The following is a 15,280-nucleotide window of genomic DNA, read 5'->3' on the forward strand; positions in this document are numbered from 1 at the left end:
TTGCCGAACGAGGCGGTCTCCGAGGTGAAGCGGTCACCCGTGAGCTGCATCCCGTCACCCGAATCACCCGCGAAGCGGATGATCACCCGATCGAGGCGTTTGACCTCTTTCTCGCCGACGGGTTTGCGCTGCTCACCGACGACGGCCTCGTCGGCCCCGTCTGCCTGCTCCGCTGGCGTACTGACCTGGCTGGTCACTGAACTGGACCTCCCTGGGACGGGCTGCTCGGGCGCGTCCGGAGAACCGGTCGCTCCAAAGCCCACCCTACGTCGGTAAGGGTCGCCTTCCTTGGATGGATCGCATCCTGGACGCCCTTTTGAGATGGTCCAATGCCCCGGTTTGTCATATTTCAGTCGCCCCCCGGCTCCTTCTGGTAAGACGCCCCTCGCTCGGTCTTTGGTTGTAGGTCTCCAACCCCGCCGACTTACCTGACAGAGTGTCAGGTGGTCAGGAATTGAGATAGGTCAGCACCGCGAGTACCCGCCGGTGGTCGCCGTCACTTGGGGAGAGGCCCAGCTTCAGAAAGATGTTGCTCACGTGCTTCTCGACGGCGCCGTCGCTCACGACCAGCTGTTTCGCGATCGCGTTGTTGGTACGCCCCTCCGCCATCAGGCCGAGGACCTCGCGCTCGCGCGGTGTGAGACCGGCCAGTACGTCCTGCTTGCGGCTGCGGCCGAGGAGCTGAGCCACCACCTCGGGGTCCAGGGCGGTACCGCCCTGGGCGACCCTGACGACGGCGTCCACGAACTCCCTGACCTCGGCGACGCGGTCCTTGAGCAGATAGCCCACGCCGCGGCTGGAACCGGCCAGCAGTTCGGTGGCGTACCGCTCCTCCACGTACTGCGACAGCACGAGCACCCCCACGCCGGGGTAGAGCTTGCGCAGCAGCACCGCGGCACGCACACCCTCGTCGGTGTGGGTCGGCGGCATCCGTACGTCCGCGACCACCACGTCCGGCAGTGCGTCCTGGTCGGCGAGCTCGCCGACGGTCTTGACCAGCGCGTTTCCGTCGCCGACCCCGGCGACGACATCGTGCCCCCGGTCGGTCAGCAGGCGGGTCAGTCCCTCCCGAAGCAGCACTGAATCCTCGGCGATGACTACCCGCACCCTGTCCTCCACGATCTGCAGCCCCCCGGCTCGGCGTTGCTCGGCTCCCGCACGCCCGATGGCTGTGCCCACCCAGCATCCCAGCATCCGGACCGAGCTGCGCGAAATCCAGAAGGCGGGTTCGTTGTCTGCGGCCCGATGGGGGCTGCCGCGCAGCGGCATCTGAGGGGCGCGGGGAACTGCGCGACCAGCCACGCACGGTCCGCAGACAAACGAGCGGGGTGCAGGGGCCGCAGGCCCCGCAACAGGGGTCCGGAGGCGCAGCCCCCGGGAAACGAGCCTCCACCCCCCCACCCACCCCCGGAGGGTCTAGGGAAGGGGCGGGGAGGGGCAGCTCACGCCCGCCACGGCAGCTCCGCCGTCACCGTCGTAGGCCCACCCCGAGGCGAATCCACCACCAGAATCCCGTCCACCGCATCCAGCCGCTCCGCGAGCCCCGCGAGCCCCGACCCGCCGGACACCGACGCCCCACCCCGCCCGTTGTCCGTGACCTGCAGCATCAGCCGGTCCTGAGCCCGCCACACATCCACCCCGGCCCGGCTCGCCCCACTGTGCTTGCTCACGTTCTGCAGCAGCTCGGAGACGGTGAAGTACGCGATCCCCTCGATCGCCGGCACGGGACGGCACGGCAGATCCACCTCCACCTGCACCGGCACCGTGCACCGCGAGGCGACCGACGACAGGGCGGCGTCCAGGCCGCGGTCGGTGAGGACCGCCGGGTGGATGCCCCGCGCCAGATCCCGCAGCTCCTGGAGCGCCACCTTCACCTCGCCGTGCGCCGAGTCCACCATCCGCGCCGCCGCCTGCGGGTCCTCGGTCAGCTTCTCCTTCGCCAGTCCCAGATCCATCGCGAGCGCGACCAGCCGCGCCTGCGCGCCGTCGTGCAGATCCCGCTCGATGCGCCGCAGGTCCGCGGCGGACGTGTCCACGACCACCCCGCGGTCCGACTCCAGCTCCACGACCCGCTCCTCGAGCCGCGACGGCCCGAGCAGCCCGAAGAGGAGGCCCCTGTCCACGTACGCGAAGCCCCGGATGATCCACGGCACCGCGAGCGTGACGACCAGTCCGACCAGCACGGTCAGGGTGATCTCGAACGGCGAGTCCAGATAGAAGTCGTGCGTCCCGTCCCTGTACAGCTGGATCCCGTCCTGCCCGACGTACGTCGGGAACACCCACTGCCACAGCGGGTAGGTGACCAGCCCCCACCCGTACACCCACAGCGACAGCGACACCACGAAGGAGAAGAGCGCCCACGGGAAGTGCACCACCGAGTACAGCAGGTGGCGCCAGGACACCCCGCTCTTCAGCACGGCCCCGATCCAGGCCATCCCCCGCTTGCCCCGCACGGGCTGCGGCGCGGGCACGTCCACGCCGAGGAGCGCGCGCGCCCGCTTGCGCTCCAGCGCGCCGAAGGCCCGGCAGCCGACGAGCCCGGCCGCGAGCACCGGGATGCCGAGGAACGTGATCAGCAGGCCCGCGCTCAGCGACACCATGACGATGGCCCAGGTGAACATGACGATGCTGATCGGCAGGCTGAGCAGCAGATAGCCGAACTCACGGAACGTCCGGGCCTCCAGCGGCGCGCGCAGCGCCGGCGGAAGGAAGTGCTGCCGTGCAGGCCGCCGCCCGTACTCCGTCTCCATGATCATCGGTCCGTCCGTTTCCGTTTCCGCTGATGTACGCGTGGCCGCGTTCTCGTACGTACAAGACTGCTGGCCACGGCCGCCCCGGACCATGGAGCCGGTCACCGTCTCCAACGGGGGGTTTTCCCTACCCCGGCGCACGAGCCCGGCGCCCCGGCCCCGGTCCTACTCCTTCGGCCCCCGCGCCCGCCACGGCAGCTCCGCCGTGACGATCGTCGGGCCGCCCGGCGGGGAGTCGAGCACGAACAGCCCGTCCACCGCGCCGAGGCGCTCGGCGAGACCCGCCATGCCCGTACCGCCGTCGAGCCGCGCGCCTCCGCGCCCGTCGTCCTCGACCTGGATGAGCAGCCGGTCGCCCGCCCGCCACACCTCCACCGAGGCCGTCCGCGCGCCGCTGTGCTTGCTGACGTTCTGGAGCAGCTCGGAGACGGTGAAGTACGCGATGCCCTCGATCGCCGCCGCCGGCCGCTCCCGTACGTCCACCGTCACGCTCACCGGCACCGTGCAGCGCGAGGCGACCGACGACAGGGCGGCGTCCAGGCCGCGGTCGGTGAGGACCGCCGGGTGGATGCCCCGGGCCAGGTCGCGCAGCTCCTGGAGGGCGAGCTTGACCTCTCCGTGCGCCTCGTCGACCATCGCCGCCGCCGCGTCCGGGTCCTCCAGGAGCTTCTCCTTGGCGAGGCCGAGCCCCATGGCGAGCGCCACGAGCCGGGCCTGCGCGCCGTCGTGCAGATCGCGTTCGATCCGGCGCAGATCGGCCGCCGCGGTGTCCACGACCACCCCGCGGTCCGACTCCAGTTCGGCGATGCGCCGCTCCAGGTCGTCCGAGGGCGACAGTAGCCCCCGCACCATCGCCCGGTCGGCGTTGGTGAGCAGCCGGGCGACGAAGCCGAGCACCGGCCACGCCACGAACAGGCTGACCATCGTGACGGCGAAGGTCAGCACGCCCCAGGGCAGCCGGATGAACTCGTAGAGCACGTTCCGCCAGCCCACCGGGTCCTTCAGGCTCGTCCACAGCCAGCGCAGGGCCCCGCCGCGCGCGCCCTTGCGCAGCGCCCGGGCCGGGATCGGCGTGGGCTCGTCGATCCGTACGCCGAGCAGCGCGCGCGCCCGCGCGCGCTCCAGCTTGCCCAGCTGGCGCGCGCCGACCAGACCGACCGCGAGCAGCGGCAGGCCGATCACGGTGACCGAGAGGCCGGCGCCGGTGAAGACCAGCACGGCCACGTAGACGAAGCCGATGAGCGCCATCGGCAGATTGGCCAGGAGATGGAGGATCTCCTTCCAGGTCTGCCGGTCGTAGGCGAACCGCGCGGGCGGCAGCCTCTCGTCGCCGTCCTCGTCGTACGAGGGGTCGTGCGGCCGGTCGTACGGCTGGTCCTGCGGCCGGTCGGACCGTCGGCCGGGCCGGCGGCCCGATCGGCGGCCCGGCCGCTTCTCGTCGCGGAAGGTGCTGGTCATGGGGCCAAGCCTGCCGGGCCGCGGAGCCCGGCGCCATGGGGTAGCTATGCCGGTTTCGCCTGGGGAAAACCCCACCCCCGCCGCCGCGCCCGGCGTCCCGGGGGCACTCACGCCAACGCGATCAGGTCACGCCCCGGGTCCGCTTCCGGACAGATGAACGGCGTACGCCGGGACGCCGCCGCCCGGGCGTCAGGTGTGCAACCTGCGTGAGACACCTGCTTACGCCGTCCTTAGCAGGGCCTAGACTCCCGTGCGTACAGATCGTCGAACAGACTGCAACGAACGCAACGAGGTCAGGGAGCGAGGGGCGGACGTGCCGGAACCGACCGTACGCCAGCTGTCGGCGGACTACTTCCACAGCTATTCGGTCGTCGGACTGCTCGCCGTCGTCGGCGTGCTCTTCGTCGCGGTGGCCTTCGGGGCCGGGCGGCTGCTCCGGCCGGTGGTCCCGACGCCGGAGAAGCTGCTCACGTACGAATGCGGAGTGGACCCCGTCGGCGAGGGCTGGGCGCACACCCAAGTGCGCTACTACGTCTATGCCTTCCTGTACGTGATCTTCGCCGTCGACTCGATCTTCCTCTTCCCGTGGGCGACGGTCTTCGCCGCCCCCGGATTCGGCGCGGCCACGCTGGTCGAGATGTTCATCTTCCTCGGCTTCCTGGCCGTGGGACTGCTCTACGCATGGAAGAAGGGCGTCCTCGAATGGACGTGACGACTCCGGATCCCCAGTTCCTGCCCACGCCGAAAGTGGCCGAAAACGGTGCCCCGGCGCCCGTGGGAGCCACCGCCGTGCAGGGCCAGCGCCTGGGCGTGCTCTCCCGCCTGGCGCCCGAGCCGATGAAGGTGGTCCTCAACTGGGGCCGCCGCTACAGCCTCTGGGTGTTCAACTTCGGACTCGCCTGCTGCGCCATCGAGTTCATCGCGGCCTCGATGGCCCGCCACGACTTCATCCGGCTCGGCGTGATCCCCTTCGCGCCCGGCCCGCGCCAGGCCGACCTCATGATCGTCTCCGGCACGGTGACGGACAAGATGGCCCCGGCGGTGAAGCGGCTGTACGAGCAGATGCCCGAGCCGAAGTACGTTATCTCCTTCGGTGCCTGTTCCAACTGCGGCGGCCCGTACTGGGACTCGTACTCGGTGACCAAGGGCGTCGACCAGATCATCCCGGTCGACGTGTACGTCCCCGGCTGCCCGCCCCGGCCCGAGGCGCTCCTCCAGGGCATCCTCAAGCTCCAGGAGAAGATCGCCCGTGAGTCCCTGGGCGAGCGGTACGCGACGCAGGCGTCGCCCGCGCAGCTGACCAGTGGACTGGTGACGGCTCCGGCGGTGCCGGGGGCTGCTGCCGTGGCGCCGGGGGCTTCCACCGGTGGGGCCGGTGGGGCCTCCGAGGCCTCCGAGGGCGACGACACGCCGACGCCGGGGGCCGCGCAGTGACCGCGTACGACCGTCTGCCCGACGCCGTCACGGAGATCTTCGGCGAGGAGGCCACCGCCGAGGAGGCGTACGGCCTCCTCACTGTCGACGTCCCCGTCGGCTCCTGGATCCCCGCGTTGGAGATCGCCCGCGACAAGCTGGGCTGCACGTACTTCGACTGGCTCAGCGCGGTCGACGAGCCCGGCACCGGCTTCCGCGTCTGCGCGCACGTCGTCTCCCTCGAAGGCCACCGGGTCCGCCGCCTCCTCATCCGTACGACCGTGCCGCACACCGCCCCCGTACTGGCCTCGGCCGTCGACGTGTACGCGGGCGCGGCCTGGCACGAGCGCGAGACGCACGAGATGTTCGGCGTCACGTTCGAGGGCCACCCGAACCTGGTCCCGCTCCTCCTCCCCGAGGGCTTCGAGGGCCACCCCCTGCGCAAGGACTTCGTCCTCGCGGCGCGGGTCGCCAAGGCCTGGCCGGGCGCGAAGGAGCCGGGGGAGTCGGAGCACGGCGGGCCCAAGCGCCGCCAGATGCTCCCGCCCGGCGTCCCCGACCCGAACGAGTGGGGCCCCCTCAAGGGCCAGCTCCCGCCCGCCCCGGCCCGCACCCCGCGCGCCGCCGGAGACCGTCCGGTCCGCCGGACCCGCACGGTCACGGAGGGCTCCGCGTCCCAGACGGCGACGGCCGAGGGCACCGCCCCGGCCCCGGAGGCCCCGACTCCGCGCCCGCGCCGGACCCGCAGCGTGTCCGAGGGCTCGGCCTCCCAGGCACCAGCGGCCCCGGTGGCACCTGAGACCCCGGAGGCCACACCGGCCCCGGAGGCCGCGCCCGGAACCGCCCCCGACGCCGGTACGCCGCCGCGCCACCCGCGCCGCAACCGCAGCGTGGCCGAGGGCTCGGCCTCGCAGGCCCAGCCGCCCACCCAGCCCGAGGCCACGGCCCCACCGCGCACCCGCAGCACGGACGCCCCCTGGAACAACCCGCGCCCGGCGTTCGACGAGGCGCCGCAGACGCCGACGTCCGACGAGCCCGCAGGAGCGGCGGAGGCCACGGAAGCGGCGGAGGCCACGGAGGCCGCGGAGGCTACGGAAGCCACCGAGGCGACGAAGGCCACCGAAGCCCGGCCCGCCAAGTCCGGCGACCGCGCCCGCGACACCAGCGCCACCACCGACCCCGACCCTGACCCCGAACCCGACACCCCCGCCGGAGGCGAACCCGCGTGAACGACGCACTCGACGTCGCCCTCCGGCTCCTCGTCGTCTTCGCCGTGTTCCTCGTCCTGCCCCTCGTCATCGGGCAGACTGAGCACAAGGTCATGGCCCATATGCAGGGCCGCCTCGGCCCGATGTACGCGGGCGGCTTCCACGGCTGGGCCCAGCTCGTCGCCGACGGTGTGAAGTTCGCGCAGAAGGAGGACGTGGTCCCGGCCGACGCCGACCGCCGCGTCTTCCAGCTCGCCCCCGCCGTCGCCCTCCTCCCGTACCTCCTCGTCCTGGTCGCGATCCCCGTCGGCCCGAGCGAGGGCGCCGTCGGCCAGGTGGTCGACGCGGGCATCTTCTTCGTGCTCGCCGTCATGGGCGTCGGCGTGCTCGGCTCGCTCATGGCGGGCTGGGCCTCGGCCAACAAGTTCTCCCTCCTCGGCGGACTGCGCACCGCCGCCCAGCTCCTCGCGTACGAGCTGCCGATGCTGCTCGCCGCCGCCTCCGTGGCGATGGCGGCGGGCACGGTCTCCCTCCCCGGCATCCTCAACGCCTTCGAGTGGTGGTGGCTGCCCTGGCAGATCGTCGGCGCCCTGGTCTTCTTCATCGCCGGGCTCGCCGAACTCCAGCGCCCGCCCTTCGACATGCCGGTCGCCGACTCCGAGATCATCTTCGGCGCGTACACCGAGTACACGGGCCTGCGCTTCGCCCTCTTCCTCCTCGCCGAGTACGCCGGGATCGTCGTCCTGTGCGGCCTCACCACCGTCCTGTTCCTGGGCGGCTGGCACGGCCCCTTCGGCACCGACGGGCTCGGCTGGGTGTGGACGCTCCTCAAGACCGCGCTCCTCGCCTTCGTCGTCATCTGGCTCCGCGTCAGCTACCCCCGGCTCCGCGAGGACCAGCTCCAGAAGCTCGCCTGGACCACGCTCATCCCGCTCGCTCTCGCGCAGATCGCGCTCACCGGCATCGTGAAGGTGGCGATCAGCTGATGCCCCCGATCCCAGGTTCCGGCTTGGCCAAGGGCCTCGCAGTGACGCTGCGCACCATGACCAAGAAGACGGTCACCGCGCAGTACCCGGACGCCCAGCCCGAACTCCCGCCCCGCAGCCGCGGCGTGATCGGCCTGTTCGAGGAGAACTGCACGGTCTGCATGCTCTGCGCCCGCGAGTGCCCCGACTGGTGCATCTACATCGACTCCCACAAGGAGACGATCCCGGCCGCCGCCCCCGGCGGCCGCGAGCGCAGCCGCAACGTCCTCGACCGCTTCGCCATCGACTTCTCCCTCTGCATGTACTGCGGTATCTGCATCGAGGTGTGTCCTTTCGACGCGCTGTTCTGGTCGCCCGAGTTCGAGTACGCGGAGACCGACATCCACGAACTCACCCACGAGCGCGACAAGCTCCGCGACTGGATGTGGACCGTCCCGGCCCCGCCCGCCCTCGACCCGGCGGCCGAGGAGCCCAAGGAGATCGCCGCGGCCCGCAAGGCGGCCGAGAAGCTCGCCGCCGCCGAGGCCGCCCCGGCGGCCCCCGAGGCCGAGGAGGGCCCGGCATGATGCTCCTCGCCAGCGGTCACCACCCGGTGCACCACGGCTTCCTCTCCCCGACCGGGGTCGAGATCGCCTTCCTCCTGGTCGCGGCGGTCACCTTCGGCGCAGCCGTCCTCACGGTCACGACCAAGCAGCTGGTGCACGCCGCCCTCTGGCTGGTCGTGGCGCTCGGCGGCATCGCCGTCGAGTACCTCCTGCTCACCGCCGAGTTCATCGCCTGGGTGCAGGTACTGATCTACGTCGGTTCCGTCGTCGTCCTCCTCCTGTTCGGACTGATGCTGACCAAGGCGCCCATCGGCCGCTCTCCGGACGCCGACTCGGGCAACAAATGGGCAGCCCTACTCGTCGCCCTGGCCGCTGCCGGCTCCCTCCTGTGGGTCGTCGTGGACGCCTTCCGTACGACCTGGATCAACCTCGACGGACCCGGCCAGGGCTCGACCAAGGTCTCCGGCTCGATCCTGTTCCGCCACTGGGTGCTGCCGTTCGAAGCGCTCTCCGTCCTCCTTCTCGCCGCACTCGTCGGCGCGATCGTGATGTCCCGCAAGAGCGGCGACACGAGCGGTGCCCCCGGCGACGCCCCCAGAGACAAGGAGCAGCGCTGATGCACCTGATCTATCCGGCCGGGCTCGCCGTCCTCCTCTTCTCCACCGGTGTGTACGGAGTCCTCGCGCGCCGCAACGCGATCCTGGTCCTGATGTCCGTCGAGCTGATGCTCAACGCCGTCAACCTCAACCTGGTCGCCTTCGACGTCTGGCTGCGCGACACCCTCCACGCCGGACAGGCGCTCACCCTGTTCACCATCGCCATCGCCGCCGCCGAGATCGGCATCGGCCTGGCGATCGTCCTGGCCGTGTACCGCAACCGGGGCACCTCGGACATCGACAAGCTCCGCGACACCGCCGAGGGCTCCGGCCCCGACGACCCCGCCGCCCCGGCACAGAAGGCTGAGGCCGCCGCGTGACCACCACGACCCTCGCCGTCCTCGTCCCCCTCCTTCCGTTCCTGGGCGCGGCCGCCGGACTCCTGCTCGGCCGCACCGCCCCCGGTTACGTACGCCCGCTGGCCGTACTGCCGACCCTGGCCGCGTTCGTCCTCGCGGTCGTCGTCGCCGTGGACCAGGGCGGCGGCAAGTCGATCGACGCGTCCAGGCGGCTCACCCCTACCGGGTCCGTCCCGATCGACCTCGCCCTGCACCTCGACGGCTTCGCCGTCCTCGTCGCGGTCCTGGTCGGCCTGGTGGCGACCTGTGTGCAGCTGTACTCGACCGGGTACCTGCGCGACGACCCGCGCTACCCCTCGTACGCCGCTCTCGTCTCCCTCTTCACCTCCGCGATGCTGCTCGTCGTCTACTCCGGCGACCTGATGGTGCTGCTGGTCGGCTGGGAGATCATGGGCATCTGCTCGTACTTCCTGGTCGGCCACTACTGGGAGACCCCCGAGGCGCGCGCCGCCTCCCTCAAGGCCTTCCTGGTCACCAAGCTCGGTGACGTCCCCTTCCTGATCGGTCTGTTCGCACTGGCCACCGACGCCGGTACGTTCCGGATCACCGGGGTCGTCCAGGCCGCCCTCACCGGCGGCATCGACCACCCCACGCTGATCGCCCTGCTGCTCCTCGCCGGTGTGGCGGGCAAGTCGGCGCAGTTCCCGCTGCACACCTGGCTGCCCGACGCGATGGCGGGCCCGACCCCCGTCTCCGCGCTGATCCACGCCGCGACGATGGTCGCCGCCGGCATCTACTTCGTGGCCCGTCTCCTCCCCGTCTTCGCGGCCTCGGCGGCCGCGATGACCGTGCTCGCCGTGATGGCCGCCGTCACGATGGTCGGCTCGGCGCTGGCCGCCCTCGCGCAGGACGACATCAAGCGCGTCCTCGCCTACTCGACGATCGGTCAGCTCGGCTACATGTCCGGCGCCCTGGCCGTCGGCGACCGCGGCGCCGCCGTCTTCCACCTCCTGTCGCACGGCGCCTTCAAGGCGCTGCTGTTCCTCGCGGCCGGCGTGATCATCCACGCGGCCGGCACCAACTCGCTGTCCGCCATGTCCCGCATGGACGGCCTGGCCAAGCGCATCCCCGACGCGTACTGGACGATGACCGTCGCCCTGCTCGCGCTCGCCGCGATTCCTCCCTTCGCCGGCTTCTTCTCCAAGGAAGCCGTCCTGTCGGCCGCCGAGCACACCGCGCTGGGCGACAGCACGGTCGCTCCGCAGGGCACCGGCTGGATCGTGCTGATCGCCGGTCTGCTCACCGCCCTGCTGACCGCCGCGTACGCGATGCGCCTGTGGCTGCTGGCCTTCCGCGGCAAGGGCGCCCCGGCCCCCGACCACGGCCGCCAGCCCGTGGCGATGAACGCCGTGCTGTGGGTGCTCGCGATCCCCTCCATCGGCTTCGGGCTGACCACCGGCTACCTCGACGACTGGTTCGACGGCCACGCGCTCACCCCGGCCCTGACCACCTCGGTGCTCTCGACCGGCGTCGCCCTGGTCGGCGGACTCGTCACGTACGCCACCTGGCGGCACACCAGCGCCCTGGCCGCGCGCACCCCCATCGGCGCGGTCGCCGCCCACCCGGAGGCGGACGGAGGCCTGGTCGAGGAAGAGGCCATCGCCAGCCACACCCCGGCGTACGGCGACATCGCCTCGGCCTATGACCCCGCCGACCCGGGCCGTCTGCTGCTCGGCCCGCTGCACCGCCACGCGGCCACCGGCTTCCACCTCGACGCGGTCTACCGGACCCTGTTCGTCCGCCCCGTGCTCGCCGCCGCCTCACTGGTCCGCTTCCTGGACCGCGAGGTCGTCGAGACGTACGTACAGGGCGCGGGCGCCCTGCCCCGCTGGCTGGGTGCGGCCGTCCGCAAGGCCCAGACCGGCAATGTGCAGACCTATCTCAGCGCGCTGCTCGCGGGCTCCGCCGTCCTGGCGCTCGTCGCCGTCGTCCTTGCCAACGCCAACGCCGGATCGTGAGCCGTGATTGATATCAGCGCGTCCGTGATGCAGTTCCTTCTCGCGTTCATCGTGGTCGGCCCGCTCGTCGGCGCGGTGGCGGCGCTGCTGCCCGCCCCGCCCGGACTGAAGGGGAAGTCGCCCGACCAGGCCGTGCTCCGCCACGGCGTGACGGTCACCGGCGCGATCCTGCTCGCGGCGATCGTCCTGGCGCTCGGCTTCGACCGCGACCACCCGTCGAAGATGCAGGCCACGACGGACATCAAGTGGATCCCCACGCTGAACGTGCGCATCCACCTCGGCATCGACGGCATCTCGCTCCCCCTTCTCGTCCTGACCGCGCTGCTGACCTTCCTCTGCGCGCTGTACAGCTACTTCAAGATGCCTTCGGGCCCGTCCCCGAAGGCCTTCGTCGCTCTGCTGCTCGTCCTGGAGTCCGGCACCCTCGCCACCTTCGCCGTCCTTGATCTGCTGCTGTTCTTCCTCGCGTTCGAGATGGTCCTCATCCCGATGTACTTCCTGATCGCCCGCTGGGGCGGCGACCAACGGCAGGCCGCCGCCTGGAAGTTCATCCTCTACACCCTGCTCGGTTCCGTCGTGATGCTGCTCGGCCTGCTGCTGATCGGGCTGAAGACCGGCACCTTCGACATGGTGGCACTCGCCACTGACAACGGCCGGGGGATGACCACATCGGTGCAGGTCATCGCCGTTTTGGCGATCGGGATCGGGCTTGCGGTGAAGACCCCGATGTGGCCGCTGCACAGCTGGCTGCCGGACGCCCACACCGCCGCGCCCACCGTCGGTTCGGTGCTGCTCGCCGGTGTGCTGCTGAAGATGGGTACGTACGGATTCGTCCGGATCGTTCTGCCGATCGCCCCGGAGGGAATGCACCGGTTCGCCCCGTATCTCGCCGCTTTCGCTGTCGCCGGGATCATCTACGGATCGCTGGCCTGCCTGGCCCTGGCCAAGCGCGGCAGCAAGGGCGATCTGAAGCGCCTCATCGCGTACTCCTCGGTCGGCCACATGGGCTTCGTGCTCCTCGGCATCGCGAGCATGACCCCCACCGGCGTCAACGGCGCGCTCTTCGCGAACATCGCCCACGGCCTCATCACCGGCCTGCTGTTCTTCCTGGTCGGCGCGTTGAAGGACCGGTACGGCACGGCCGACCTGGACACCCTCTCCGGCGCGACCGGCGCCGCGCTCTACGGCCGGGCCCCGCGCCTGGGCGGCCTCCTGGCCTTCGCGGCGGTCGCCTCGCTCGGGCTGCCCGGACTCGCCGGGTTCTGGGGCGAGATGCTGTCCATGTTCGGCGCGTTCGACCCCGCCGACGGCCTGAGCCGCCCCGCGTTCCTCACCTTCGTGGCCATCGCGGCCGTCGGCACGCTGCTCACCGCCGCGTATCTGCTCGTCGTCGTCCGCCGCGTCTGCATGGGCACGCCGGGCGAACAGCCGCAGGAGCCCCGGCTCGTGGACGTCCAGGGGTACGAAGTCGCCTCCTGGAGCCCGCTCGTCGCCCTCACCGTCCTCGCCGGCCTCTGGCCCGCGATCCTCCTCGGCCTCACCGATCCGGCCGTCCACAAGCTCCTCGCAGGAGGCAAGTCGTGACCGTGGCCGCCGCAAGCGCCGCATCCGTCACCGGCGCCGCAAGCGTCGTCCAGTCCGTCGACTGGCTCGCGATCGCCCCGCCGGTGATCACCGCGTCCGTCGCGCTGATCGTGCTGGTCGCCGACCTGTTCCTGCCGCAGAAGCGCAAGCCGCTGCTGGGCGGGCTCGCGATCGCCGGGCTCGGCGCCGCGCTGCTCCTGCTGATCCCGCTCCACAAGTCGACGCGCTCGACGTTCTGCCTCACCACCAACCCCGAGGCGTGCAGCTACACCGTCGACCGCTTCACGCTGGTGATCCAGTTCCTGGTGCTCGGCGGCGCGCTGATCACCGCGCTGCTGTCGATGACCGAGACTGAGGAGAAGCTGCCCGCGGGCGAGTTCTGGTTCCTGCTCCTCTCCTCGGCCGCCGGCGCCGCCCTGCTGCCCGCATCCCGCGACCTGGCCACCCTGGTCGTCGCCCTGGAGGTCGCCTCGCTGCCGGCCTTCGCGCTCGTCGGCCTCAAGAGGGGCGACCGGCTGTCCTCGGAGGCGGCCCTCAAGTTCTTCCTCTCCTCGGTGACCGCGACCGCGGTGATGCTGCTCGGCGTCAGCTTCGTGTACGCGGCGACCGGCACCCTGCACCTCACCGAGATCGCCAACCGCCTCGCCGACGTGCCCTACCAGCTGGACACCGTCGCCCAGACCGGCGTCGCGCTCACCCTGGTGGGCTTCGCCTTCAAGACGGCCGCCGTCCCCTTCCACTTCTGGGTCCCCGACACCTACGTGGGCGCGCCGCTGCCGGTCGCCGCCTACTTGTCGGTGGTCGGCAAGGCCGTCGGCTTCTCCGGCCTCATCCTGGTGACCGTCATCGCCTTCCCGGCGTACGCGGACGTGTGGGGCCCGGCCCTCGCGGTCGTCGCCGCGCTGACGATGACCATCGGCAACGTGGGCGCACTGCGCCAGTCGGCCACGCGCGCGTACAGCGCGATCCGGCTGCTCGCCTGGTCCTCGGTCGGCCAGGCCGGCTACCTCCTGGTGCCGATCGCGGCCGCGGGCTACTCCAGCGACGCCCAGGTCGGCGCGACCGTCGCGTACGCCCTGATGTACGCAGTGGTGAACCTCGGCGCCTTCGCGGTGGCCGCGCTGGTGGCCGGTACGAAGCCGCTGAACCGTATCGCCGACTACCGCGGCCTGTACGCCGAGCGGCCGTTCGCGGCGCTCACGCTCGGCTTCTTCCTGCTCTGCCTCGCCGGACTGCCGCCGGGCATCATCGGCCTGTTCGCCAAGGTGACGGTCTTCTCGGCGGCGGTCGACGCGGGCCTTGGCTGGCTGGCGGTCGTCATGGCGTTCAACGTCGTGATCGCCCTGTACTACTACCTGCGGTGGACGGCCGTACTGTTCCGCGCTCCGGAGGAGGCGGAAGCCGCGCCGGAGGCCGCTGCTTCAGAAGGCGCGGCCGGGGGACCGGGCACAGGCGCGGTAGGGGTCCTCACCGCGCGCCCGGTGCGCCTCGCCGTCCCGGCTCCGCTGACGCTCGCCATCGCGCTTACCGCCCTGGCGGCCGTCGCCCTGTCGGTCATGCCCCAGATCGCCCTGCACTTCGCCTCCATCAGCCTCTTCTGACCCGGTCCGACCCGGTCGGCCGAAGCCCGGTTGGTCCGTCGGGGCCACCGGTCGGCGCAGCGGGTTTGAACTCGGGTGCCCGGACAAGGCAGTGTCGTACGCGCGTACGTGTGCGCACGCGTGCCCGTACGGCGAACGGCCGGCCGGGCAGCCGGAGACGACTAGGAGCAAGCAGTGCTGAGCGGGTTCAAGGACTTCATCCTTCGCGGGAACATAGTGACGATGGCCGTCGGTCTGGCCGTCGGATCGGCGTTCACCGCCGTGGTCACCGGCTTCAGCACCGCCTTCATCACCCCGCTCATCGGCCTCGCCACCCGGTCGACGGGCGACTTCACCGCGGCGACCTTCAAGGTCGAGGGCGTCGAATTTCCCTACGGGAAATTCATCAGCGCGGCCATCGCCTTCGTGATCACCGCGGCGGTGCTCTACTTCCTCGTCGTCGTCCCGATGATGAAGGTGCAGGCGCGGCTCGACCGCGACAAGCCGGTCGACATCAAGGCCGCCCTGCGCGACTGCCCCCGCTGCTACACCCAGATCCCGGGCATCGCCACCCGCTGCGCGCACTGCACCAGCGAGCTGGAGCCCGACCCGAAGGCCCTGGAGCTCGCGGGACTGCCCGCGCCGCGCTGACCCACCCGTACGGAGTAGGGCGCCCTCCAGCGCGCACAAGGGAACCAGCGGTCCTCGTCTGGCGTTGACCAGTACGGGAGCGTCCACTGGAAAGTGGAAGGACCATCAGGCAAAGGGTTCCCCTGCCGCACC

The 15,280-nt window shown here is 71.3% G+C and carries 14 protein-coding genes and 1 pseudogene; 11 read left to right on the forward strand and 4 right to left on the reverse strand.

The window, feature by feature from the left end:
• The 4 genes and pseudogenes from IE252_RS27565 to IE252_RS27580 form a co-directional block, all read right to left on the reverse strand.
• Positions 1-197: pseudogene (locus IE252_RS27565) on the reverse strand (2-oxoacid:acceptor oxidoreductase subunit alpha); the annotation flags it as partial.
• Between the two features lie 250 nt (positions 198-447).
• Positions 448-1,107, reverse strand: a complete 660-nt coding sequence (locus IE252_RS27570) for a response regulator transcription factor (protein WP_306822865.1) — start codon at positions 1,105-1,107, stop codon at positions 448-450.
• Positions 1,108-1,442: 335 nt separating this feature from the next.
• A complete protein-coding gene (locus IE252_RS27575; RefSeq protein WP_373298630.1) occupies positions 1,443-2,750 on the reverse strand; it encodes a sensor histidine kinase in 1,308 nt (435 codons plus the stop codon).
• Between the two features lie 165 nt (positions 2,751-2,915).
• Entirely contained in the window at positions 2,916-4,208 is a 1,293-nt protein-coding gene (locus IE252_RS27580; RefSeq protein ID WP_190092167.1) for a sensor histidine kinase, read from the reverse strand.
• Between the two features lie 313 nt (positions 4,209-4,521).
• Here IE252_RS27580 and IE252_RS27585 point away from each other — a divergent pair, with 313 nt between their 5' ends.
• From IE252_RS27585 to IE252_RS27635, 11 genes are all read left to right on the forward strand, one after another.
• Positions 4,522-4,920, forward strand: coding sequence for an NADH-quinone oxidoreductase subunit A (locus IE252_RS27585; RefSeq protein WP_190092168.1), 399 nt, complete (start codon positions 4,522-4,524; stop codon positions 4,918-4,920).
• Positions 4,911-5,642, forward strand: a complete 732-nt coding sequence (locus tag IE252_RS27590; protein WP_190092169.1) for an NADH-quinone oxidoreductase subunit B — start codon at positions 4,911-4,913, stop codon at positions 5,640-5,642. The genes IE252_RS27585 and IE252_RS27590 overlap by 10 nt, the downstream gene beginning before the upstream one ends.
• Positions 5,639-6,850: an NADH-quinone oxidoreductase subunit C gene (locus IE252_RS27595; RefSeq protein WP_190092170.1), complete on the forward strand. Its 1,212-nt coding sequence runs from the start codon at positions 5,639-5,641 to the stop codon at positions 6,848-6,850. Before IE252_RS27590 ends, IE252_RS27595 begins: the two co-directional genes overlap by 4 nt.
• Complete coding sequence (locus tag IE252_RS27600; protein WP_190092171.1) at positions 6,847-7,815, forward strand: complex I subunit 1/NuoH family protein; 969 nt, start codon at positions 6,847-6,849, stop codon at positions 7,813-7,815. Before IE252_RS27595 ends, IE252_RS27600 begins: the two co-directional genes overlap by 4 nt.
• Positions 7,815-8,381: a NuoI/complex I 23 kDa subunit family protein gene (locus tag IE252_RS27605; RefSeq protein WP_190092172.1), complete on the forward strand. Its 567-nt coding sequence runs from the start codon at positions 7,815-7,817 to the stop codon at positions 8,379-8,381. Before IE252_RS27600 ends, IE252_RS27605 begins: the two co-directional genes overlap by 1 nt.
• Positions 8,378-8,977 carry an NADH-quinone oxidoreductase subunit J family protein gene (locus IE252_RS27610; protein WP_190092173.1) on the forward strand — a complete coding sequence of 200 codons (600 nt, stop codon included), beginning with the start codon at positions 8,378-8,380 and terminating at the stop codon, positions 8,975-8,977. Before IE252_RS27605 ends, IE252_RS27610 begins: the two co-directional genes overlap by 4 nt.
• A complete protein-coding gene (nuoK, locus tag IE252_RS27615; RefSeq protein WP_190092174.1) occupies positions 8,977-9,336 on the forward strand; it encodes an NADH-quinone oxidoreductase subunit NuoK in 360 nt (119 codons plus the stop codon). Before IE252_RS27610 ends, nuoK begins: the two co-directional genes overlap by 1 nt.
• Positions 9,333-11,333: an NADH-quinone oxidoreductase subunit 5 family protein gene (locus tag IE252_RS27620; protein WP_190092175.1), complete on the forward strand. Its 2,001-nt coding sequence runs from the start codon at positions 9,333-9,335 to the stop codon at positions 11,331-11,333. The genes nuoK and IE252_RS27620 overlap by 4 nt, the downstream gene beginning before the upstream one ends.
• Positions 11,334-11,360: 27 nt before the next feature.
• Positions 11,361-12,917, forward strand: a complete 1,557-nt coding sequence (locus tag IE252_RS27625) for an NADH-quinone oxidoreductase subunit M (RefSeq protein WP_190092370.1) — start codon at positions 11,361-11,363, stop codon at positions 12,915-12,917.
• Positions 12,914-14,518: an NADH-quinone oxidoreductase subunit N gene (locus IE252_RS27630; protein WP_190092176.1), complete on the forward strand. Its 1,605-nt coding sequence runs from the start codon at positions 12,914-12,916 to the stop codon at positions 14,516-14,518. Before IE252_RS27625 ends, IE252_RS27630 begins: the two co-directional genes overlap by 4 nt.
• Positions 14,519-14,692: 174 nt before the next feature.
• Positions 14,693-15,148, forward strand: a complete 456-nt coding sequence (locus IE252_RS27635; RefSeq protein ID WP_101389570.1) for a large conductance mechanosensitive channel protein MscL — start codon at positions 14,693-14,695, stop codon at positions 15,146-15,148.
• Positions 15,149-15,280 lie beyond the last annotated feature (132 nt).

It is taken from the genome of Streptomyces melanogenes (assembly GCF_014649795.1).
Lineage (GTDB): Bacteria > Actinomycetota > Actinomycetes > Streptomycetales > Streptomycetaceae > Streptomyces > Streptomyces noboritoensis.

What these genes read in the sequence shown, in the direction of transcription:
- IE252_RS27575 (WP_373298630.1), bottom strand. Translation starts at nt 2,750, where the DNA reads ATGGAGACGGAGTACGGGCGGCGGCCTGCACGGCAGCACTTCCTTCCG.
- IE252_RS27580 (WP_190092167.1), bottom strand. Translation starts at nt 4,208, where the DNA reads ATGACCAGCACCTTCCGCGACGAGAAGCGGCCGGGCCGCCGATCGGGC.
- IE252_RS27590 (WP_190092169.1), top strand. Translation starts at nt 4,911, where the DNA reads ATGGACGTGACGACTCCGGATCCCCAGTTCCTGCCCACGCCGAAAGTG.
- IE252_RS27605 (WP_190092172.1), top strand. Translation starts at nt 7,815, where the DNA reads ATGCCCCCGATCCCAGGTTCCGGCTTGGCCAAGGGCCTCGCAGTGACG.
- IE252_RS27610 (WP_190092173.1), top strand. Translation starts at nt 8,378, where the DNA reads ATGATGCTCCTCGCCAGCGGTCACCACCCGGTGCACCACGGCTTCCTC.
- nuoK (WP_190092174.1), top strand. Translation starts at nt 8,977, where the DNA reads ATGCACCTGATCTATCCGGCCGGGCTCGCCGTCCTCCTCTTCTCCACC.
- IE252_RS27625 (WP_190092370.1), top strand. Translation starts at nt 11,361, where the DNA reads ATGCAGTTCCTTCTCGCGTTCATCGTGGTCGGCCCGCTCGTCGGCGCG.